This is a genomic window from Bradyrhizobium sp. ISRA464, assembly GCF_029910095.1.
Classification (GTDB): domain Bacteria; phylum Pseudomonadota; class Alphaproteobacteria; order Rhizobiales; family Xanthobacteraceae; genus Bradyrhizobium.
Genome location: NZ_CP094526.1, coordinates 4,201,103 through 4,223,365, shown reverse-complemented (window position 1 = coordinate 4,223,365; position 22,263 = coordinate 4,201,103). Strand labels below are relative to the sequence as shown.

General features: G+C 59.6%; 18 protein-coding genes. 11 read left to right on the top strand and 7 right to left on the bottom strand.

Annotated features, from left to right (window positions below):
* Positions 1-111: 111 nt before the first annotated feature.
* Genes MTX19_RS19860 through MTX19_RS19850 form a run of 3 tightly spaced genes read left to right on the top strand, consistent with a single transcriptional unit; the run spans position 112 to position 1,731 of the window.
* Positions 112-708, top strand: coding sequence for an ATP-binding cassette domain-containing protein (locus MTX19_RS19860; RefSeq protein WP_280978938.1), 597 nt, complete (start codon positions 112-114; stop codon positions 706-708).
* Complete coding sequence (gene fetB, locus MTX19_RS19855; protein ID WP_280978937.1) at positions 705-1,505, top strand: iron export ABC transporter permease subunit FetB; 801 nt, start codon at positions 705-707, stop codon at positions 1,503-1,505. Before MTX19_RS19860 ends, fetB begins: the two co-directional genes overlap by 4 nt.
* 49 nt (positions 1,506-1,554) lie before the next feature.
* Positions 1,555-1,731: a hypothetical protein gene (locus MTX19_RS19850; protein WP_280978936.1), complete on the top strand. Its 177-nt coding sequence runs from the start codon at positions 1,555-1,557 to the stop codon at positions 1,729-1,731.
* Between the two features lie 421 nt (positions 1,732-2,152).
* On the opposite strand, the gene MTX19_RS19845 is transcribed toward MTX19_RS19850, so the two are convergent.
* Positions 2,153-2,968, bottom strand: a complete 816-nt coding sequence (locus tag MTX19_RS19845; RefSeq protein ID WP_280978935.1) for a response regulator transcription factor — start codon at positions 2,966-2,968, stop codon at positions 2,153-2,155.
* Positions 2,969-3,494: 526 nt separating this feature from the next.
* On the opposite strand from MTX19_RS19845, the gene MTX19_RS19840 reads away from it, so the two are divergent.
* Positions 3,495-4,436, top strand: a complete 942-nt coding sequence (locus MTX19_RS19840; protein ID WP_280978934.1) for a glycosyltransferase family A protein — start codon at positions 3,495-3,497, stop codon at positions 4,434-4,436.
* A 30-nt stretch (positions 4,437-4,466) separates the two neighbouring features.
* Here MTX19_RS19840 and MTX19_RS19835 read toward each other — a convergent pair whose 3' ends face one another.
* Entirely contained in the window at positions 4,467-5,696 is a 1,230-nt protein-coding gene (locus MTX19_RS19835) for a glycosyltransferase (RefSeq protein ID WP_280978933.1), read from the bottom strand.
* A gap of 21 nt (positions 5,697-5,717) precedes the next feature.
* Positions 5,718-6,977 carry a WecB/TagA/CpsF family glycosyltransferase gene (locus MTX19_RS19830; protein WP_280986119.1) on the bottom strand — a complete coding sequence of 420 codons (1,260 nt, stop codon included), beginning with the start codon at positions 6,975-6,977 and terminating at the stop codon, positions 5,718-5,720.
* 442 nt (positions 6,978-7,419) lie between these two features.
* On the opposite strand from MTX19_RS19830, the gene MTX19_RS19825 reads away from it, so the two are divergent.
* From MTX19_RS19825 to MTX19_RS19815, 3 genes are read left to right on the top strand one after another with little or no spacing between them, the layout of a single operon-like run.
* Positions 7,420-8,544: a hypothetical protein gene (locus MTX19_RS19825; protein ID WP_280978931.1), complete on the top strand. Its 1,125-nt coding sequence runs from the start codon at positions 7,420-7,422 to the stop codon at positions 8,542-8,544.
* A gap of 43 nt (positions 8,545-8,587) precedes the next feature.
* Positions 8,588-10,225, top strand: coding sequence for a hypothetical protein (locus tag MTX19_RS19820; RefSeq protein WP_280986118.1), 1,638 nt, complete (start codon positions 8,588-8,590; stop codon positions 10,223-10,225).
* A gap of 1 nt (position 10,226) precedes the next feature.
* On the top strand, positions 10,227-11,498 hold the full coding sequence (locus MTX19_RS19815) for a polysaccharide biosynthesis/export family protein (protein WP_280978928.1): 1,272 nt from the start codon (positions 10,227-10,229) through the stop codon (positions 11,496-11,498).
* A gap of 65 nt (positions 11,499-11,563) precedes the next feature.
* Here MTX19_RS19815 and MTX19_RS19810 read toward each other — a convergent pair whose 3' ends face one another.
* Genes MTX19_RS19810 through MTX19_RS19800 form a run of 3 tightly spaced genes read right to left on the bottom strand, consistent with a single transcriptional unit; the run spans position 11,564 to position 15,414 of the window.
* A complete protein-coding gene (locus MTX19_RS19810; RefSeq protein ID WP_280978927.1) occupies positions 11,564-12,685 on the bottom strand; it encodes an acyltransferase in 1,122 nt (373 codons plus the stop codon).
* Positions 12,686-12,733: 48 nt separating this feature from the next.
* On the bottom strand, positions 12,734-14,227 hold the full coding sequence (locus MTX19_RS19805) for an oligosaccharide flippase family protein (RefSeq protein WP_280978926.1): 1,494 nt from the start codon (positions 14,225-14,227) through the stop codon (positions 12,734-12,736).
* Positions 14,227-15,414 carry a polysaccharide deacetylase family protein gene (locus MTX19_RS19800; protein ID WP_280978925.1) on the bottom strand — a complete coding sequence of 396 codons (1,188 nt, stop codon included), beginning with the start codon at positions 15,412-15,414 and terminating at the stop codon, positions 14,227-14,229. Before MTX19_RS19800 ends, MTX19_RS19805 begins: the two co-directional genes overlap by 1 nt.
* Positions 15,415-15,726: 312 nt before the next feature.
* Between MTX19_RS19800 and MTX19_RS19795 the strand changes: the two genes are divergently transcribed.
* Complete coding sequence (locus tag MTX19_RS19795) at positions 15,727-16,443, top strand: class I SAM-dependent methyltransferase (RefSeq protein WP_280978924.1); 717 nt, start codon at positions 15,727-15,729, stop codon at positions 16,441-16,443.
* 7 nt (positions 16,444-16,450) lie between these two features.
* On the top strand, positions 16,451-17,734 hold the full coding sequence (locus tag MTX19_RS19790) for a glycosyltransferase family 4 protein (protein WP_280978923.1): 1,284 nt from the start codon (positions 16,451-16,453) through the stop codon (positions 17,732-17,734).
* Positions 17,735-17,745: 11 nt separating this feature from the next.
* On the opposite strand, the gene MTX19_RS19785 is transcribed toward MTX19_RS19790, so the two are convergent.
* Entirely contained in the window at positions 17,746-19,020 is a 1,275-nt protein-coding gene (locus tag MTX19_RS19785; protein WP_280978922.1) for an O-antigen ligase family protein, read from the bottom strand.
* A gap of 626 nt (positions 19,021-19,646) precedes the next feature.
* On the opposite strand from MTX19_RS19785, the gene MTX19_RS19780 reads away from it, so the two are divergent.
* Positions 19,647-20,216 (top strand): sugar transferase, encoded by a 570-nt coding sequence (locus MTX19_RS19780; protein ID WP_280978921.1) that lies wholly within the window; start codon positions 19,647-19,649, stop codon positions 20,214-20,216.
* A gap of 1,027 nt (positions 20,217-21,243) precedes the next feature.
* Entirely contained in the window at positions 21,244-22,263 is a 1,020-nt protein-coding gene (locus tag MTX19_RS19775; RefSeq protein WP_280978920.1) for a TRAP transporter substrate-binding protein, read from the top strand.

The window sequence follows — 22,263 nt, the reverse complement described above, 5'->3', positions numbered from 1 at the left end:
AGTATTGGTCAGTGCTTGGACGGAAACCCGTCTGACGGGGAGACTGGAAATCCCCGTGTGCATAAACTAGGCAGGGAACTAGGCCAACGCAAGCCGTTCCAGGGTCAGTTAATGCTTACGATCAATGCGCTAAGACGCCTGCATATCTCGGCTTCTTTTCAACTGGCCGATGGAGAATGCCTTGCGCTGCAGGGCCCCTCGGGCGTTGGCAAGACCCTGCTGCTTCGTGCCATCGCCGATCTTGATCCGAACGAAGGCTCTATCGAGTTGGATGGCAGGCCAAGAGAGTCGATGCCGGCTCCCATTTGGCGGAAGCAGGTGACCTATGTTGCTGCTGAACCAGGCTGGTGGGCGGACACAGTGCAGGAGCACTTTGTTGCATGGGGGCCGGCGGTCGCGCTGGCTCAGCGACTGGGGCTGCCATCGAGTTGCGCGACCTGGCCGATCCAAAGACTTTCCACTGGCGAAAAACAGCGGCTCGGGCTCATGCGGGCTCTTTTGCTGCATTCGCGCGTGCTCTTGCTGGACGAACCCACGTCGGCGCTCGATGCAGCCTCGACCGCTTCTGTCGAAGCCATTATCGCGGAGCGGTTGTCGCGCGGCACAAGTGTGATTTGGAGTACTCATAACAACGCCCAGGCGCGACGCATCGGATCGCGCTTGCTCATGATGGCGAGCGACGGGCGGCTTGAGGAGCACCCGCTTTGAGTTACATTCAGTTAAGTTACGGCGACCTGATCCTGCCTGCGTTACTCGTGGTCATGAACGGTGCGCTCTCGCTGGCGCTGCACCTCAAGCTTGAGCGGCAACTGGCCTTCGCGAGTGTGAGAATGGTGATTCAGCTTGTGCTGGTTGGTTACGTGCTGACGTTTCTGTTCGCGGCCGTTTCGCCGTTGTGGACGGCACTCGCTGCCTTCATCATGGTCTTGTTCGCATCACGCGAAATCGTCGCCCGTCAAAGAAGGCGGCTGGAGGGTCTTTGGACCTACGGCTTGGGTGCAGGATGCACGTTGCTCGCGGCCGGTATCGTTACGACGTTTTCGCTGCTCACGCAGCTACGTCCTGAACCCTGGTATCACCCCCGCTACGCTCTGCCGCTCCTGGGAATGATCCTGGGCAACACCATGACTGGTGTGAGCCTGGGCTTGGATGTGCTGGTGAGTGGGGTGGTTCGCGAACGAGCTGCGGTGGAATCCTGCCTCGCCTTGGGAGGTACGCGATATCAGGCGCTCCTGCCCGTGATCCGCGATGCGCTACGAACCGGCTTCATGCCGACGATCAACGGTATGGCGGCAATTGGCCTCGTCTCTCTACCGGGGATGATGACCGGACAGATCCTCGCGGGCGTCGAGCCGGTCGACGCTGTCAAATACCAGCTACTGATCATGTTTCTAATTGCGGGCGGAACGGGTCTGGGAACGCTTGCAGCGGTCATCGGTGGTGGACGTCTAGTCACTGACCATCGGCACCGATTGCGCCTGGATCGGATCGCCTCCGAAGACTGAGCTTGAGTCCTCTTAGATCGAGAAGATCGCGCGGCACGTTTGGGATGGATTGTTCGCGTTCGAAAAGATCAATTATGTCATCGGCAGGGATGCGGCCAATCTCGTAGCGCGCACTCTCTACAACAAATCCACGCGGCACCAGACTGGAGCGGTGGAGTGCTTGCTGCATGGCGCTGATGCTCCTCCAATCAATGCGCCAGACGCCCTCGAACTGCATCAAAAGTGAGACAGAGCCAATTTTGCATGCCGAATGACAACCAAGCAGTTCGCAGCGCTTCGCGTCCGACTCCCGCAACGCCGAATTGAGCGTTCTCGTTACGACACGACGCAACTGCGCTGGTAGCCGGTCCGCGGAGCTCGTCGGATCGAGCGTCCGCAGCGCACATTTACAAGCGTTAGTGTTGGAACCGGCCCGCAGGTGCAGTCTGGCATCCGCTGATGGCTGCTCAGGTGGACGTCAGCCAACCAACAGTACGCTGCCAGGGCCCCAGCTCCAACTCCTGAGCTGGGGCCTATTGCATCCCAGCGATGTAGCGCGCTCGCTCGACGAGCGGAGGGCGCGCTGACCGGACAACGGGACGGAGGCCAGACCAGCAAGGAGAGGAAGGAGGCGCCAACTGCGCCCGCGGTTGTGATGTGAAATCACGTTATTGCGAGCCCACCTTGGCACGACCAGCAATGAGGGCATCGTCAATCGTCGGATCGAGCTGATTGAATCCCAGGGAGTGACTTTCGTCGCCGGCGACATGCTCGTCGAGCAGCGTGGAAATGCCGTGCGCGCCGTTGATAAGCTTGTTGTTGAGCGCCCAGATGGCAGCCTGGGTACGATTGGTTGTGCCTATCTTCCGAAAGATCGCCTTGACGTGAGCCTTGACGGTCGGCTCGGCAATCTTGAAGTACCGCGCGACATGTTTGTTGGAATCACCTCGGACAATTCGTTCCAGGATCGCGATTTCCCGTGCGGACAGCAGCTTGGAGGCATGCAGCGCGCTCTCCGCCTCCCAAGGAGCACCATTTTGAGTTGGGGGCGACAATCGTTCGTCGATTTTTGGCAGGACGGTCGCTAATGGCCAAAGGCGACCATCGATAACGATGAGATGTTCGTCGGTAACGGCGTGCAGACAATTAATGAGAGCGTTCGGCGCGACGGAATTGAAAAGAGCCGCATTCACGCCGGCATCGAGTGCACTCGCCAGGCAATCGGGGCTGCGCTCGTCGCCAATCGCTACGATGAAGGACAGTGGATACAGCGCGCGAATGCGTTTGAAAATGAAATCATGCTTCTGTCCAACTCCGACTATAAATAAGCTGGGCTCGTCGCTGGGTATTGCGTTGAGCTCGTCGAGCGCAATACCCCAGCCTTGTGGAGAGAATCGCGTTCTCGATAGAATAAGCCGAAGGCCTTCGCGAAAGAATCCATCAATTTGGAGGATGAACGTTGGTACTATCGCGGCGTTCGACATGTCCTAATATCCTGACGCAACCACAAAGAGTCCGATCGGGTATTTCAGGGACGCGATATGAAACACGACATTTTGTTCAAGCTTAAAGTACATTAGAAATGTTGTCGAGAAGGAGGCGCCGAGGCCGATTTCTGGCTCAGGCGAAGTAGTCACGCCGTATCACGATTAGAAACGAAACGCGCTTGATTGAGTTAAGTTAAAGGGGAGTTGTGTCCGGAGCGGCCCAAGGTTCCAGCAACATCGTCGTCGCCGCACCCTCAGGCTGAGATGGTTGCGCGGAGCAATCTCTGGACTCCGAATTCTCCGAAGAGAGTGCTCGGGAGCTGCCTGAGCGGCTTCCGATATTCTACCGTTTCGGCTCTATGAGCTGCTTTCAATAGTCCCAGATCCGGATGCTGGAGGGTCAAGTCGCGTTCCCCGTGCGGGCTAGTTCGGGTTCACGATTGTCTCTGAGCGCGGCGCACGAATAATACTTGACGGAAAACCGCGCGCTCATTGTTGCGGCCAGATAGCCGTGGAAACTCGCGTGATCATCAGGCGGAAGCCGCTCATCACTGTCGTGACACCCTTGTACAACAAGGCAGACTGCGTTCTGCGAACGCTGTGGTCAGTAGCTCGTCAGACGGACATCGATTTTGAGCTTATAGTTGTCGACGACGGATCGACCGACCCCAGCGCGACTTTGGTGAAGGCGGCCGGCTTGCCGCATCTCCAGTTGATTGAGCAGCCGAACGCTGGAGTTTCGGCCGCGCGTAATCGTGGGATTCGAGCTGCGCAGGGAGAATGGGTTGCGTTCCTCGATGCAGATGATCTGTGGTCGCACGACCATCTCGCGAGTCTTTGGCGCGCCGCTGATGGCAGCGATGCAGTCGCAGTCTTCAGCAACCTGCGACTGGAAAGCAGAGCAGGCAGCCTTCTGATCGATCCGAACGTTTCGGCGCAAAGGATCGACGATTATTTCTCGTTTGCGCTCTCCAATGGCGGCTATCCAGTCAGCTCAAGTTCGATCATGGTCCGTCGGGACGAGTTGCTGGCTGCAGGGCCGTTTGCCGAGGGCATCTCGACAGGCGAAGATATCGACATGTGGTGCAGACTTGCCTGCCGGGGTTCCTTTATTTATAGCGCGGCACCATCTGCAACGTACAATGACGCGAGCTCGCCATCGCTCTGCGGGAGCCGCGACACGATATCGCGACCGCTCTTCGCAGAGCGCTTATCGGACTTGATGCGAGATCATGTCGTCCCGGCGCGTCTGCATGAGAGCAGCAGGCGCTATGCTAATTTCCTCATGTTGGAATATGCGCGCCAACTATTGGATGCGGGGCGCTACAAAGAGGCTCAGGCCGTTCTCCTTAGCGACTGCATTCCAGGATATGATCTGAGCCGCTTTCTCAAGCGATTGGCAAGGACAACGATTGTCGGACGAACACTGTTTGGGTTAAGGCAGGCGACCGCCAGTCGCGCTTGAGCGACCAACAAGCGCTTTCTGCGCAAAGCGCTAGTGTCGTGTGTGGCGCATGTGCCGGATGAATTGAGGGGTTGTCCGTGGCCGATCGGCTCGGACCCATTGCGTCCGATCTCCGCGAGCCAACGCCAGTGCGGTGCGCATCACCATGATCATGTGCCGCGGCACCTGCGCTACTTCCCTAAATCCGATCAAATCGCGACCGGAGACGTACCAAGCGCTCACCAGCGGGAATGCAAAAACGGCGAGCTCAAACGCGGAACATGCGAGTGGAGCGCGTATGCCTACAGCAGCCAGATAAAGTAAACTGACGGCCAGGAGCACCATGTCGGCTATGGCAAGCATGCCGAGTGGCGGGACCGCGAGATCCGCCGCCAACGCAAGCAAGCGTAGATCTCGTTTTTTCCAGGCCTGGAAGATGAGGCGGGGCAGGTGACTCCTGATCAGCCCAAGGTGCCCTTGGACCCAGCGATGCTTTTGCTGGACTTGGCCACTTTGCGTGTCTGGGAAATAGCTTGTCACGCGCGCACCACGGAAGAATCGCGCCGGATGTCCTTGGATCGCCAGCTCAAGTCCAAGGAAGATGTCCTCGGCCAGAAGCTCGGTCGCGAATAGGTCTGGATTGATTTGCGCCCATGGCACAGCCATGCCTGTTCCGCGGAGCTGGCAAGGCAAGCCAAGACGCGCGTAGCCGTTTGGACGAAAATCGTTCTTGATCCGCCAGGCGAATTCGGCCAAGCGAGGCGCTCCGGGACTATCGGGATGTGCGACCATGAGATCTAGACACTGGATCGGCGAGTCGGCGGTTGCGCAGGCGCGCGCTAACAAGTCGATCCCGTGCCGATTGATCTGACAGTCGGCGTCTATGAACACGACGACTTCGGGAGGCGTCGCGGTTAGATGCCGAAGGCCGGCCGCCAGGGCAAAGCCTTTGCCGCGCCGCTCCGGATTGCTCCGGACCAAAATTTCTGCTCCGGCTCGCGCTGCGAGAGGAGCAGTTCTGTCACTGCAATTGTCCGCCACAACCAGGAGCCGGTCGCCGGGCGCTAGGTCCTGCCTAATACGAAGGAGTGTCGCCTCGATGTTCTGTTCTTCGTCGTGCGCCGGCACCAATATCGCGACTGAGGGGCGGCGGGGCAGGAGCAAGAACGGACGATCATGCAGAAAGATCATGGCCGCTGCTTGCAGGGCGAAGCTCAGCGTGACCAGAGCCAGGGCTGTCGCGGCGAGGCCGAGCAGGATGTTCAGCGTCGAAAGCATCATGAGGGCCTCGGCCAAATCGATCTAAGGCGTGCCGCCAGAAGCGATCTTTCTCTCGCAAACTTTGCGAGAGCCAAGCGTCCCTGCGGCGTCGCATGGCTCAGAGGCCGCGACAGTGTCCGAACCGGGTTGACCGGCGAAAAGCAGATAGTCGCAACCGTGCAGGCGCAGCATTTTCCTGATTCGCCGTTCGGAAGCGCCAAGCAGGAATCCCCGGTGCATTCGGCGGCGATAGCCATATGCAAGCAGAAGCTGTCCCAGGAACGTGGCGTCGACGTAACTCACGCCGTCGACGTTAATGACAAGGTTGCCCCTGGCAAGGCACGCTGCGGCGAGGGCGTCGCGTACGGGCAAGATGTTCTGCCGCGTCCACGCGCCGAAGAATTCCAGGATCTCGTCATCGCCGCGCTGATAGTGCCGGATGCGTGCCGCAGCCAGTTGCGTTGCGGAAGGCCGGTGGACACTACGATAGACGACCCAGGGGAGGACCTGGCGAAGCAGGACGGAAATCAACGTTGCGAGATCGAGAGCATACCGCGTCCAGAGCGCTGGTTCCTCCTTGATGCGCCATAGCCATTCAATTCCGGAGCGACGAAAGAACACGGGAGCACGCTTGATGCTTCCCGCGACGAAATTGATGGTCGCTCCGAGATTGCAGATGACGGGAGCCGAAAGCTGGTGCTCATTCCGATTAAGCCACAACAGGCCTTTGCGCGCTCCGACCGAAACGATCAGAAGGTCGGGGTGCGCCTCATTGATGGTGTCGAGAACTTCCGGATCGCTCATCGATTCAACGGAGCCGAAGCCCGGAGAAAGGGTGCCCGCGCACTCGATGGCCGCCTCAGCTTCGCTGAGACGCTTCCGCACGCGGTAGCCGATGTCATCGGTCGCACCGAAAAAGAAGGTGCTCAGGTGTTCGCTGGTATCGGCCCAGAGAGCATCAAATAGGTCAGAGCCGCTGACACGCTGTCGAACAGGAATTCCGAGCAGGCGGGCGAGCCAAAGCAGTGGCATCCCGTCGATGACAGAGAGATCGGTTGCCAATGCGGCATCTCTGAAATCCGGGTCGGAGCGGATCAGGCGCAGGAAATTCGCATTCGGAGTGACCAGATTGCAGCGGCGCGTTTCTCTGATGGACGAGACAATCCGCTGCTTCGCCTCCTCAAACGTCACCGCGTCGCAGAGCAGTCCCTCAATGCAGACAACTTGCCGGGAGAAGTCGGGAAAGATCGGCGTCTGGATGTCGCGCCTGTGAGCGGCCGTTTGTGTTTGCAGGGCACGCATTGAGCCAAGTCCACTGACTGCACGCAAACTGAAAAGCGGCGCGTCCGTAGGCTTGAATGGATCGCCAATCGTGCGCGCAGCGCCCCCTCGCTTTCGCGGAGAAGGCGAAACGGAGTGTAGCCATGGGCCTGCACAGCAAGGTTGCTCTCACGAATGAGATGGTGAGTCATGCCGACTAGTCCGAGTCGGCGTGTAGCCAGCAGCCGATCGAACTACTGCTGCAGCGAGGTATCGGTACGGAGCGCCCCAAAGGGCGGCTCTGAGCTTTGCAGTGGACCGTTTGTTGGCACCCGACAGGACTAGTTACTTTGAAGGCGTTGCGGCCCCGCTGCAGATGCCGTCATGTTTCTGGATGGGCGATAGACGTGGAGCCGAACGGGAGGCGTTATCTCGACTGTGGATGCACGGAGAGGTTCCACTGAATTGAGCGGGAAAGCTCAGAATGCGCGGTCCCATCACGAGCCTTTGCTGTACTGCCGGTACGATGTTTCTTCTTGGTCTCGGGATCTGCGTCGGAACCGTAGCGGATAGTGCTCGTACGTCGCGACAATCAATCGATGCCAAGGATCGACCGTCGCTGATCATGGCGGCGGATCGAGAATTTTCCGGGACAAGCTACGTCCATGCCCAGTTGCCACCGGATACTCCGCGCGATCCACATTCCGACAGATGGGTAGCTGCGCTTCAGAATCAGATCAGAACTCATTACGGAATTGCGTCGGTCAATATCGATCGGTATTCGCCGCCCCTTTACGTTGTCTCAGGTGATCAGCCGACGGTCCGTGTGCGGGCGGAGCGAGCGGCGAGCCCGGACTGGCAATTCGAACCGCTGCAACAACAATGGGAGAGCGTTCCGCTGCCTGACGGGTTTCAGCCCTCGAGCGGCAGTGACGCGGAGGCCATCGTCTATCAGCCCTCGACGAAGCACTATTGGGAATTTTGGGGCATGGAAAAGAGTGGGCGCAAGACCATCAACTCGGTGGGCGACACTGTAGACGAATGGCGGGCTTCGTGGGGTGGCAAGATCGATAACCTTGCGACGAGTCCAGGGTATTTTCCGACGACTGAAGACGGGTACAAATTTGGCGCGACGGCGACTGGCCTTGTTCTGCTTGCGGGGCTGATCACCGTTGCGGAGCAGCGCCAAGGTGAGATCAATCACGCAATTCACATAGCCCTGCCGCAAGCGCGCCAATCCGTGTGGGCCTACCCCGCGCAACGCACCGATGGCGACGACAACGATCCCGAGGCGATTCCTGAGGGCGCGACGTTCCGGATTCCTAGCAATGTCGATCTCGATAGGATCGATATGGACCCCTATGCGGCTATGTTGGCGCACGCCGTGCAACTATACGGGATGATCGTGCGTGACACAGCGGGCGCCGTGGTGTTCTACGCCGAGAACCCACTCTCAAAGGGAACAAGTCACCCGTATTTTGGAATTGGCGGCATCTTGCGGTGCCCCAAGGGCTACGCGGAGGCGGCCTGCTATCCCGATGGCAACAACCGTCTTCGCGGCTTTCCTTGGCATCTTCTGGAAGCGGTCCAGTCGAGACTACAGCAGTGATGCCCACTTTTTTCGACGGACACAATAACCGGGAGACGCATTGATGCTCGACTCGTCAGCCAGGAAGCGGGTGTATGTCGACCGCACAGAGGACCGATCCCTTCCGGAAGTCTGGCGTGATGGGCTCGGCTTCAGGATTGCGCTCGCGAAGATTCGTCAGCACCGTCCAGCGCTTCTACGGTTGCTGCTCGTTGGGGTCACTATTGGAGGGATGGCAGGTCTTGTCTATGGCGCGATCAGGGTTCCAGTGTTCAGCGCGACCTCCGAACTACTCATTTCGAATACGACGCTGCAAATGTCCGGACCCGACGCTGTCGTTACTCAGGTTCTGGTCGAGAATTCGCTGATTCAGAGCGCAATTGAAATGCTCAGATCGAGCAGGGTTCTCGAACGGGTGGTCGACAAGATCGGGTTGGAAAAGACCGAAGAGATCCTGCCAAGATCGAGCCTCGAGCAGGCCATTGGCCGGATCGGGTGGCAACGTGTCCGCGATCTCTTGCAAAGGCGAATATCTGGTTCCGAAGAGCCGCTCTCGGACGAAAGAAGAAGGCAGAAAGTGCTGGCGCGAATGCGATCTGGCATGGCGGTCAGTCGCGTCGGTGCGAGCCTCATCATTTCGGTCCGAGCACGCGCGCGCAGCCCCGATGAAGCGGCGAGGCTGACGAATGAGCTGGCAGCATCATTCGTTCAAGAGCAAAACGACACAAGCGCGGTGGTCAGTACGAGTGCCTCGCTGCGGGAGCGGATCAAGGTGCTTGGTCCGACGGCGCGGATCATTAGTGAAGCCGTTCCGCCCACCTCAAGCGATGGGCCCCCAACGACGGTCATTATGCTGCTGGCGCCGGTGGTCGGTGGAATGCTGGCGTGCGGCATTGGAATCGGGCTCGCGCTGTTCGATAGGCGCTTGCGCAGCGCCGAACAGCTCGTTGCGTTGACTTCAGTCGAGTGCTTTGGGGCCCTGCCGCGGATGAAGATCCCTCAAGCGAACCGGTTGGGCCTGGCCTCAACGTTGAGGCGATCGGTCCTGCAGCGCGCGCGGTCGGCAGTGCTCGAAACATCGAACCAGGTCCCTCACGTGGTTGGAGTGACCTCTTATTGCCCCGGCGAAGGGAAGACAGTCGTGGCGGGCAGCTGGGCCAGGTTCCTCGCCGGCGAGGGTTCGCGCGTGCTCCTTGTCGATGCGGGCCAGAGCGACACGCTTCCCGCCCTCAGGCCGGTTGCACCGCAGGTGGCCGGTTTGCACGAGGTGCTGCGAGGGGAGGTCGCGCCCGGTGATGCCATTCAGCCGGAGATTAGTCCCAATCTCGACTTTCTCCCGGGTGGGGAAGTTCTGAGCAACCTCGATATGCTCTGGGGCAATCTTGCCTACGTGATCAATGCAGGGCGCGAGTGCGCTTACGAATGGGTCATCTTGGATCTACCTGCACTTGCGACTGCGGCCGACGTGCGATCTGCCGGTCAAATCATCGATAGCCTGCTGATCGTGGTGGAGTGGGGCCATACGTCGGAGACCGAGTTGGGCCGGGCGCTAAGTTCGTTGGGATCCGTGCGAGACAGGATTCTGGGGACGGTTCTCAACAAGGTTCCGCGGAGTGTGCTGCGGTCCGAGACTTTGGTCCGAACGCAAAGGCGCTCCGGGAGGCCCCAATCTCTAGATCTGACAGAGCCAGGGGATTTGTAGGATGAAGCGAACAGCTCTCAAGATCGCGATCGCCGTCAACATCGCCATGGCTCTTGTTGTCCCATCGGCCATCGCGGAAGATTACAAGCTCGGCGTGTCTGATCGATTAAAGGTCAAGGTGCAGGAATGGCCGGATCTGACCGGCGAATATACGGTCGCGGCGGACGGCGCGATTTCCCTGCCTCTGATCGGAAATATTGATGCCAGAGGTCTCCGTGTGAACGATCTGGCGGGAGAGATATCTGATCGTCTGCAACGGCGCTCGGACGGAGCGGAACGGCCGGTTGCGGCGGTGGAAATCCTTCAGTATCGACCGTTTTCCATCGTGGGAGACGTCCAGCACCCGGGCCAGTATCCATATCGGCCGGGTCTTACGGTCCTTGGGGCGATCAGCATCGCGGGCGGATACTATCGTCCTGAGTTCGGCTTGCTGCGCCTGGACCGCGACATGGCGCTGGCCAAGGGAGAAATGCGCGCCCTGTCGCTGAAGCGGTGCCGCCTGCTGGCGCGCGAGGCCCGGCTGACTGCGGCGCTCGCCGGTCGCGCCGATCTTCCGTTCCCACCGGAGCTTGCTGATCGCAAGGACGACCCGGACATCGTCGCGATCGTCGAAGGCGAGCGCTCCGTCCTTGACGTGGAAAACAACACAATTCGTTCAGAGCAGGCGGAGTTCGAAAAGATCAAGGCGCTCTATAACAGCGAGACTGGATCGCTTCGTGGTCAGGTCGGCGCACTGGCGCAGGAGAGGGATAGCACTCAGGAGCAGCTGAAGCAATTTCGCGCCCTTTCCGCGAAGGGGCTTGCGCTCGCACCGACGGTCTTCTCGATGGAGCGATCCCTCGCGCAAATCGTGAACGAGCAATTGAACATCGAAACGGCGATCGTAAAGGCGCAAGAGAGTATTGCCCTGGCCGAGCATCGGCTTCACGAACGCGCTCAGGAGAGAAGGAAAGCGGACGAGAGAGATCTGCAACAGACGAGGGATGACATCGCGGAAGTGCGGGCGCGGATCAAGACGCAGGGCGATTTGCTTATGGAGGCGCAGATCAGTGCGCCGGCCGAGGCGAGGGAGCGCTTGGCGGAGAAGGATCGACGATCTGGATTCACGCTAGTCAGAAAAAATGGCGAGACGACGCAGGAAATTGCGGCGGACGAGATGGCTCTTGTACAGCCTGATGATATTATTAAGGTTCCGGTGATCCGTTCCGAACCATACGAGGCGAGCGGTATGCTTAGCCTGTCTCAAGCCAAAGCCGAGAAGGCGGATCGGTAAATCAACAGCGTGTTGGATCGGCTGCTGTATTTTTGAACCGAAACGGACGGCCGCCCCGTTCATGATCATGGTCGCGAACTCACGTCGCTCCAGATGTGATCCGCTGCGATGGCCGGCTTCAAGGCGCGCCTTGCACTCAACCAGCGCCGTGCCGCTTGTATCCACATGCGCTCCCAATAAAACGTCGAGAGGTGGGCTGCGAGCAGCGTGAGAACCAGACCAATGGGTCGCTTGAGCAGATAGCGCTGGTAAACGCTGCCATCGTTCCACCATCCGTGCGCCGTGAGTGGATGAAAGATATAGAGCGCGTAGGAGGTTGCAGCAATGTACGATAGGCTTTTGCTGCCGAGCACGTCGAGCAGCGTGTTCGGCGGCTGCGAAAGCGTCGCCCACAGCAAGAGGCCTGTCGCGTAAGGCCGCAGATATTGCAGCCAGCCGGTATCGGGATGCGAGCTTGCTGCCCACGCGCCTGCCGCGAGCGCCCAAACGAGCGGGGAGGTTGAGGCGCGGAGTTGGCGCGCCGGCAGGGTGGCAACGCAGGCCCCGACGAGGATTTCGTCGATACGCAGATGAGTGGTCACCTCGATCGGCGTACTTGCCAGGATACGAAGAGCGGTGATTGCTGCGCAGCAGGGCCACACGGCGATCAGGCCCTTGCGTCCGGCCAGCGCGGCCAGCGCCATCACAAAGACGTAGAAGTGAACTTCCACGCACAGGGACCAAAGGTGCTCGGTCACCGGAATCATTTGATCGAGCCGGTAGTTTATGATGAAGCCAAGATGGTAAAGCAGTGCCGGCCCGCTCAGGCCGAAGACGATGAAAACGAGCGCGATGTAGAGGTATGCAAGCGGCAGGATTCGGACAATTCGCCTGACGACGAACTCGAAAATGGTCGCAGAACGCAGGCTGCGAATGATCAGGTATCCTGAGAGGGCAAAGAACAGGCTCATGCCCATGGGCCCGGCGGTGGAATTCAACTGCAGATATTTGGGCCCGAGCGGAAGCAGGTGGGCCGCCAGGACAAGGACGATGCTGATCGCTCGAAGCCCGTCGAGAGCTGGGCTGTTGTGCGTTGCGCTGCGGCCAACTCGAGTTGTCGAGCCGGTGCGCAAGTCGGCTGTCGGATGTGCAAGGCAGTGTTCAAGCCGCAGCCGAACTTTGCGATCACGACCAGGATCGCTGCCCACACGGTCTATCGTCACTGGCCCCTGGCGTTCCGAACTGTCTTGCAAGAGTCACCCTCGATCCGTTTCGGTTGGTTGGGGCAGGAATCGTGGATATGCGGAGACACCTATTGACCGTGAGAGATCCTCGATCAAACCGCGAACGTGAACGGAGAGCTCGTGTCGAATGAATGTGAGGGCCACAACCCAGATCGCCACCGAGATTGCGCTTGACGCTACAAACCCGAACAGAATTTCAGTGGGTCCCTGGGTCAAAACATGTCGAAAGGCGAGTGGGACGGGAAGCACCACCAGTGTGGCAGCCAGGCTTCTTGCCCAAGCCGTGAACAGCCTTCCAGGATCATACCCAATGACAGATCTAAGCACCGCCAAGTAGCAAGCTGCAAAGAAGATGCCGCTCACAGGCAGGGTCCAGATTGCAGCCTCAATCCCGAGTTTTAGGCCAGCCCCAAGCATCACGATCGTGAAAACACAAACTGCGGCTTCGCAGGCAAAGAGTAGCCGCTGACGTCGCTTGACGATCAAGATATCGTAGTATGGACCAGCCGTAAGCGTCACAGCGTGGGCAATTGCGATCGGTATCATCATCACGCCAGTGGCGCGCCACGCCTCTCCGTAGATTGTCCTCACGATCGGTTCGGCCCAAATTGCCAGCAGGGCGTAGACCGGCCAAGCCAGCCCTGTCATCGTTTCAACGAACGATCCGTAGATCGGCGCCAGGTCGACGCCGCGGCTTTCCCGTTCGCCAAGGTTTGGCAGCAGGGGTCTCGTCATACCGAGCACAAGGCCGTTTCTAACGAAAGAGACCAGGTTTTGAGCGCGTGAAAACAAAGCCGCGTTGGCAAGCCCGACGGCTCGGCCGATCATCAGTTCGGGGCCAGACAACGCTGCGCTGCCGACCAAGAGTGTCGCCGAAGTCCAGCCTCCAAAAGCAAGCAGACGCCGCGAGCCTGCAAGTGTCGGCGGAAGGCGCAAGGCGTCGGGCTTGCAGGCAATGGTCATCGCGGCCGTGATCACGGCCGAGGCGAAATACCCCCACGCCAGCGCGTCGGCTCCGTATCCCAGTGCCGCAAGCGTAATTGAGACTGCACTTTGGCAGCTTGCCGCAACTAGGCCGATGGCGAGCAGGGCGCCGAAGCGCATTGCGCGCATCAGCCGCATTGTCGCTGGAAAGGCGACCGCAGGACAGAGCTGCGCAAAGGCCAAAATCCGCAAAGAGTGGCCGAGAGCCGCGTCGCCGTAGAAGGCGGTAAGCACAAAGCTCAAGCCGAACAGCCCAACGGTGAGACAAACAGCTATCGTCAGGCTTAAGCCAAAGGCAGCACTCAGGAGCGAATTATCGAGCTTCGGGGAGCTGACCACATATGATCCAAGTGCCGTGTCCTTCAAATCCGCGACCGTACCGGCGGCAGCTATCGCAATGGAGTAGGACCCAGCCTGTCGCGGCGTAAGCAGGTGGGCGATCACAACGCCAGTTGCGAAGAACAACAGAAGCGTCGCGTTCTGCTGCACGGCGGAACTTAGAATTGCCTGCCGCAGGCGCATCACCCGGTCTCCCGCTTTGCACTGGAGATAAAAATCTTCATCGGCTCTCTTAGCCTGCGCCACAGGCCCGCCAACAAGGCGCTGCACGATGCTGTCGCTGTGGTGTGCGGAGTGGCGGGGCGTCTTTGGCCCCTTGGGAAGATAGTGCGAGCTGCCCGTCGCCTCCGCGCGGTAAACAGGGAGGTTGCGAGGGCCTCCGGTCGGAACCGACCATTGGGAGCGATCCGCCTTGCGTCGACATCAAGCCGCCCGACCCGCGAACTCGCCAGAAAGCCATGATCGAGGCTGCAAAGCTCCGGCTCGCCGGTAAACAGAAGCACGTAGCCCGCAGCAAGTGCCTGATCAGCAATCTCCAGCGTGTACGCTCCGTGTGGAAAGGAGAGTGCGTCAATCGAGCACTGGCCGTGAGGCGCGGCGATCTCATTCAGTACAGCGCGAGGTTCACAGAGCTCGGCTGAAATATCTGAAGAGAAAGGGAACGCTGTATGGGTCTTTCCGTGGGCACCGATAGAAATTCCGTTCAGAATCAAAATTGCAAATTCTTCGGGAGCCAGCATTTGGCGGGGACGCCTGACCCGTTGCAAATCGATCTCTAGCGCGGAGAGCGCGGCCTCGACCAGCTCCACCCCGAACTGGGGGGCGCGACGCACGATGTCCCAAACGAGATTGTCGTCGTCCGGATCGCTGGCTTCGCCGATCAGGAGTGTATGCAGACAGGCAAGTTGCCGCCGGCTGACCCGTCCACGCATAGCAGCCGACAGCAAATCCTCGGTCCAGAGCCGCTCCTCGCTTCCAATCCGGTCCGAGGTTACGAACATGGTCGCCGGCGCGCGGTGCTTCTGCAGCAGCGGGAGCGCGTAATCGAAATTATCGGCAAACCCATCGTCGAATGTGAGCAACAGGCTCCTCACCGGCAGAGGGCGCTCTCCCTTCAGGGACTGTTTGATGTCGTCGAGCCCGACGATTGCGTAGTGACGCTTGAAAAACGCGAGACATTGGTCGAATGTCGCTTCGTCGAGAGTCCATGGGGAAAGTGCTGTTTCCCAGCGTGCATCCCCGCGTCGCAGAACACGATGGAGTGTGACGACCGTCAGGGTACGCCGATTGCGGAGCCAATGATAGAAAGATAACGCGCCGATCCGGTAAAGGGTGCTTCGGACCAGCTCGCGCAGGAAGCGGATAGTCACCAATCGTGTCGCACATGAAGCGCCACGGCCGGCGTTACCGAATGTCGCTTGCGTCGTCGCCCTCACCACTGATCTCAACCACCGCACACCTGAGCTGCTTCGATTTGAGCGATAGTCGGCTGTGAGGCCGAACCGTCAATGATCAGTCGGGACTAGTACGCAATTCCGCCGGTCCTGGCCTGTCCACCGGGCATGCACGGCGTTACTGACTGTCAGATGCGGGACTGTGAGTGGTCTCGAGGGCCGCGCCACCAAATGGAACCGGCTGGGCGCGTCGGGCTTGGCCCCAGGCCATGGTTGCAGGGATCTCACATGCAGGCACTCGAAATGATCGAACGGATGGTTCCTGGGCGGCTACGCCAGAGCGCTCGCGAGTTGGTAGATGCGGTGTTCGTCGGGCGGAGTTCTCGACGCGGTGTCGCGATCGCGCCGCAGCGTCTCAACCGGGACTACGAGACGGGTCGATGGGACTATCTCAGCAATCTCGAGGAAATGACACGCTATGCGGTGATCGGCGGATATTGCAGATGCGACGGGAGTGTCTCGAGCGTGCTCGACCTCGGGTGCGGATCTGGCATTCTGCGTCGTTGGTTCAGCCCACTCGAGACCATCGAGTATGTCGGTGTCGATCTTTCCGACTGCGCCATCGATATTGCGAGCCGCGCGTGGACGGATTCGCGCACGAAGTTTGTCGCGATGGACGCCGCGACTTACACGCCGGAGCGCAAGTTTGACATGATCATCTTCAACGAGGTGCTCTATTACTTTGAGCGGCCGGAAGATATCTTGATGCGCTTTGCGGATTTCCTGGAACGAGACGGATCCTTTCTCATATCCTTGTGGGATTCTGCCGACTCGCGACGGGCCTGGCAGCGGTCGCAAGGCAGCGTGGACGTGATCGATAGCGTCCAGATCAAGCATCACTCTGGCGTGTCCTGGAAGATCCGGCTTTGTCGACCGCGGTGTCGGCAGCACGAGGTCATCCATGAAGCGGGATTGCCATATGCGTCCAGCAGCTTGCAGAACTAATCAGGTCTTGCAGAACCCGCTCAGGGTCGTAAATCGCGGCCCGATCGTCCTATACCTGGTCAATCAATATCCTGCTGTCACGCACACCTTCATCAAGAGGGAGGTGCAGGCGCTCGAGCGATTGGGCGTTGAGGTCGTCCGCGTCGCTGCGAGAGCCGGCAAGACGCTGGTGGATCCCGGCGACATTGAGGAAGAAAAGCAAACGACCTATCTGCTTCGACAGCCCTTTGGCTTGCTGCGCGCGGTAGCTCAGTCGCTACTGCTGCATCCGCACCGTTTTGCGAGGGCACTTGCAACGACGTTGCGGCTGATGCGCAGGAGCGATCGTGGGCCATTGCTGCACGCCCTCTACTTGGTCGAAGCGTGCGGGGTCGCGTCGCTCGTTCGAGTGACGGGCGCGGCACACATTCACGCCCATTTTGGAACGAACCCGGCCGAGCTTGCGCTGCTCGCCGCCCAACTTACTGGCGTGACGTATAGCTTCACGGTTCATGGCTACGATGAATACGACAAGCCCGAATTCATTGGCTTGCGGACCAAGATCCATGAGGCTGCGTTCGTGGCCGCTGTAAGCCACTACGGGCGATCCCAGCTCTACCGCTGGTGCGACGCTGCCGATCAGAGCAAAATCAAGCTTATCCGGTGCGGTCTGGATCGAAGGTTCCATGAAGCGGCCGAAGATGAACCGCGTGATGCAGCGCGGTTGGTATGCGTCGGGCGGCTGTGCAGAGAGAAAGGCCAGAGTATTCTCATCAGGGCTGCAGCGATGGTGGCCGCTGCAGGGCATCAATTCGAACTGGCGTTGATTGGGGACGGGGAGGCGCGACCTGAACTCGAAAGCCTGATTGCCGAGCTCGGACTTTCCGAGTCAGTCCGGCTGCTCGGCTGGCTGAGCAGCGCCGACGTTCGGCGTGAAATTTTGGGCGCTCAGGCGCTTGTCGTTGCGAGCGTGGCCGAAAACCTGCCTATCGTGATCATGGAAGCAATGGCACTTCGGCGCCCGGTGTTGGCAACGCAAATCGCCGGAATTCCAGAGCTGGTGCTCTCCCGCGAAACGGGTTGGCTTGTCCCCCCAGGATGCGTGGAGGAGCTTGCCGCAGCGATGACCGAATGTCTCCTTGCCCCGCGGGAGAAGCTGGATGCAATGGGGCGCAAGTCGCGCGAACGCGTGATGGCCCTGCATGACGTCGACCGTGAGGCGGCGGCTTTGGCCGCTATGTTTGCAGAACAGGTGTCGTGCCGGTGCAATCCCCTCGGGGCGGAGCGGCCACTCACGACGGCGATGCAATAGCGCAACGGTTTTCAAGAGAAGAGCGGTCGAGATTGCAATGCTGCTCCGGCAAAGCGCTTTGACGCGCACACGGTTCCCATCGTGAACCAGAAGAACCATTGGAATTGCAGGTAATCGAGAAGATTGTCCGAATAGAAGACCATGAGATAGCCGATCCACAACATCAGCATTGTGAAAGAGCCGGCGAAGTCCCGGTCGATCGTGGAGAAAAGCCTGAACGCAATCGCAGCCATCAAGACGGCGAAGCTGCACAGCCCGACGATACCCATTTCAAAGTAAATTTGCAGAACAGCATTATGCGGACCGATCCCCTCCTGCCCGTCGCCGCGCGGGAAGAATAGGGGAAAGTAGGATTGATAGGATCCTAACCCGTAGCCGAACAGGCCGGAGGGATTGGCCGCGAGCCATTCGAGCGTGTCATTCCACAGCACCTCGCGCCAAGCCATCGAGTTCAGGTGCTCGTAAGTGCCGTCGATGGCGCCCGATTCGAGATCCGCCAAGCGTTCGGAAACTCCGGGTATGAGGAGCGCCATCGGCAAAATGAGCACTGGAAGCAACCAGCGCCGGTCCACGACGATCGAGTAACCGGTTATGAGGAGCAGCGCTGCAAGCCACGCACTTCGGGTCTTTGTGAGCAGCAGCAGGAACAGAAGATAGAGCGCGTAGCAAAATGTCGCTCGGCGCAAGAAGGCGGAGATGCGGAAATTCGTGGAGCAGTGCATGTAGAGGATCAGGGCCAGAACGCCGACAATGTAGAACGCGTAGATATTTGGATGCGTGAAGGTGCTCTGCAGTCTTTGCGGTCCCGTCAGGGACGCGGGCTGCCTTGCGAGTTCCAGCAGTGCATAGACCGACGGTATCAGCGATGAGCCGAGTGCGACCGTGAGGCACTGCGCGGCCGTTGTTCGGCTCCTGACGACGAGATATGGAAGCGTGAAGGCGGCTCCATATGTGGCGAGATCCAGAACGTCACGTGTGCCCGCGCTCAGATCGGTCGTGTGAAAGAGGGATATCGCGGCCGCTAGAAGCAGGCTTGCCCATCCAAGCAGCGGCGCCGAGAGGACGGCGTTGGGAACCTGGGCGATAGCGATCATCGCCAAGACGATCACGAGCGCGTTGATCGCTGCGCCCGGTCCGGATTGCTGGCCGAGGCCGGCCTTTACCCAATCGAACGCGCGATCGCACGACGGGCGCAAGAGCATGACAGTCAGCATCATCTGGCGCACGCCGATGATGCGCGTCAGCAGGAGTAGCAAACCGACAACTGCCAGAATGATGGCGGACACGGCATTCCCGGGGCGGCGCTACTGGATGGTATTGCGCTCCAAACCGATCGCAGCGAGCTGAAGTCAGCAGAAGCCTCGTTCTTTAGGGCGATCGCACAATCTCCGCAAAAGCTCAAACGTATCGGCGGAGGCGCATCGGACCTAGCACTGACGAAATCTCGCCAGTCCAAAGCATCGAATGTATCGTCTTCAGCGCCACGACGCCTGTAGCGGGAGCAAGCGCTGGAGGCGTGGTCGGCGGAAGCATGCAGAAGCGTGCTGCGCCGGGATTTAGAATGTTTGCATAACCAGCTCGTGCGACGGCCTGAGAACAGCGGGTTCCCGGGGCGGGGATGATCGTCGCCTCTCACGCGGGAGTCAGGATGCAATGGCCGACTGTTCTTGGGGCGCCTGGCGTGTTCGCCAGGCAGCTTGGCCACGGTCGCCGTGGTCGGCGCGGTTTGATGCGCGGAGCGGCTCCGGTCGAGGCTGAACGGCCCGCTTGCGCCAAACTTGAGCATAGCGCGGTCGTCGATACGCGGCTTGAGGCGCGGGGTCCCCGTCTGAGATCGAAGAAGAGGGAGGTGCCCGGCGGACGGCGCGCACGTCAACGGAGGCAAAGCGGTCCAAATAGCAAGACCAAGAGGGTGTTCGATCTAGTGGTCGCCGGAATTGCGCTTGTCATCCTGTTTGTGCCGATCGTCCTCATCGCTATCGCGGTGATGGCAGAGACTCCGGGTCCGGTTCTGTTCCGACAGTGGCGCGGTGGGCGCGGCGGGCAACGCTTTCAAATTCTGAAGTTCCGCACCATGACCTGCATCGAAGATGGCGCCGACGTTTGCCAGGCCCGGCCGGGCGATGCCCGCGTGACCAAGATCGGACGGATCCTGCGCAGGACAAGCATGGACGAGTTGCCTCAGCTCTTGAATGTCCTCCGCGGCGACATGTCACTTGTCGGTCCCCGACCGCATGCGCTCGTCCACGACGCGATGTACTCCAGATTGATTACGAGGTATGCGTATCGTCACTCGGTACGGCCGGGAATGACCGGCTGGGCGCAGGTGAATGGATGTAGGGGCGAGACGCGCGACCTGACAGCCATGGAGAAGCGCGTCGCTCGTGATCTCGCATACATACGCCATTGGTCATTTCGGCTTGATCTCATCATCGTCGCGATGACAGTGAGGGAAGTGCTGCGTCCGCAGAATGCGTGCTGATCGTGCATGCTGTGTCAATCGGCGTTCAAAATTTGCATACGATGACGTAATTGCGGTCGGCGTCCGCGACACAAAAGGTCCGTTATCATAACGCCCTTACGCAATCATCCGAGTCGGAGGGGGCTATGAAGCAATACGTTGGGCTGGATGTCTCGCAAAAGGAGACCTCTGGTCTCGCCTGGGGCCATCCCAGGCCCCTATCGGTGGAGGACGAGTGGCAAGGCAGGCGCCTCCCGCCCGCCGACAGGAATCCACAATGCCGGCGACTCCTTTTCCTCTGCAATCGACTCGTTTCCGTTGCAATACGCAATACGCACGCATGATCCCGATAAGTGCGGTCGTTGCGCTGATCGTCAAGTGCGGGGTTCCCCCGCTTTCTGACGTAGATGACGTGATTTGCCTGCGTCGGATGCAGCGGACCGATTGCACCAAGCTGCCGGGAGCAGGGTGGTGATTGACCTCCACGGGCGACTGGACCTGGCCCACTGTCCTGCGGCGGCATTATAAATGCCGGATGTCGTTTTCCTTGGCGAACGCGCGGCAACGAAATCTGGCATCTCCACGACGCGCCTGCAGATTCCAATAGAGCACGAATGGCTCAGATCCAATCGCAGCCGACAACGCCACTCGGTGCAGGAATCGTGTGAACTCAGTGCAGGAAATCAAATGAGTGCTACAAAAACAATTGGCCGCGGCTGGACACCCACATCAATTATTCGCATAAGGTATATTATGGAATATTTTATATCCACAATTAGATCAGATATTTAGCGGAGCTTCTTCACAGGGCATCGGATATCCGCCACTGCAACGACCCTGATCGCGGCGGCGATCACTCCAAAGTCCGATGACCATCGTGCGCCAATCCTCAGCGATCTGATCCTCTCGTCTGAAAGCCGATATTGCCGCGGCGTACGGACGCTGCAATAAGCGCGGCCTGAGCCGAGATCGCTGGTGACCCCGCGGCATCAGGTCCGTATAGGATGGCATCTCAGAACAACAACAAGCCTCTCCGAGGGAGAAACCGATGAGCTTTTCACGACGCACGCTGCTGAAGGTCTCCGCCGCTTCCGCCGTCCTGGGCGGAATTGGCGCCCCATACGTTGCGCGCGCCCAGACCGCCGAGTTCAGCTACAAGTTCGCCAATAACCTGCCGGAGTCGCATCCGTTCGTGGCGCGCGCCCGGGAGATGGCTGCCGCGATCAAGACCGAGACCAACGGCCGGTTCGATCTGCAAGTGTTCCCGAACAGCCAGCTCGGTTCCGATACCGACATGCTGAGCCAGGTGCGCTCCGGCGGCGTCGAGTTTTTCACCTTGTCCGGCCTGATCCTGGCAACCCTAGTGCCGGCAGCCTCGATCAACGGCATCGGCTTCGCATTCCCTGACTATCGGACGGTCTGGAAGGCCATGGACGGCGAGCTCGGCGCTTACGTGCGCGGCGAGATCAACAAGGCCGGCCTCGAGGTCATGGAGAAGATTTGGGACAACGGCTTCCGCCAGACCACGTCGTCAACCAAACCGATCAACGGTCCCGACGACCTCAAGGGCTTCAAGATCCGCGTACCGGTGTCGCCGCTGTGGACTTCGATGTTCAAGGCGTTCGACGCCGCGCCCGCCTCGATCAATTTCAGCGAGGTCTATTCGGCGCTGCAGACCAAGATCGTCGAGGGCCAGGAGAACCCGCTGGCACTGATCTCGGCGGCGAAGCTGTATGAAGTGCAGAAATACTGCTCGCTGACCAACCATATGTGGGACGGCTTCTGGTTCCTGATGAACCGCCGCGCCTGGCAGGCGCTGCCGGAGGACATCCGCGCCATCGTCGCCAAGCATGTCAACGCGGCGGCGGTCAAGGAACGCGAAGACACCGAGAAGCTCAATGCGTCGGTCCAGCAGGAACTCGCAGGCAAGGGGCTCGTCTTCAACCAGCCCGCTGTCGCGCCGTTCCGCGAGAAGCTCCGCGCCGCCGGCTTCTATGCCGAATGGAAGGGCAAGTATGGCGAGAAGGCGTGGGAGCTGCTCGAGAAGTCGGTCGGCAAACTGTCCTGA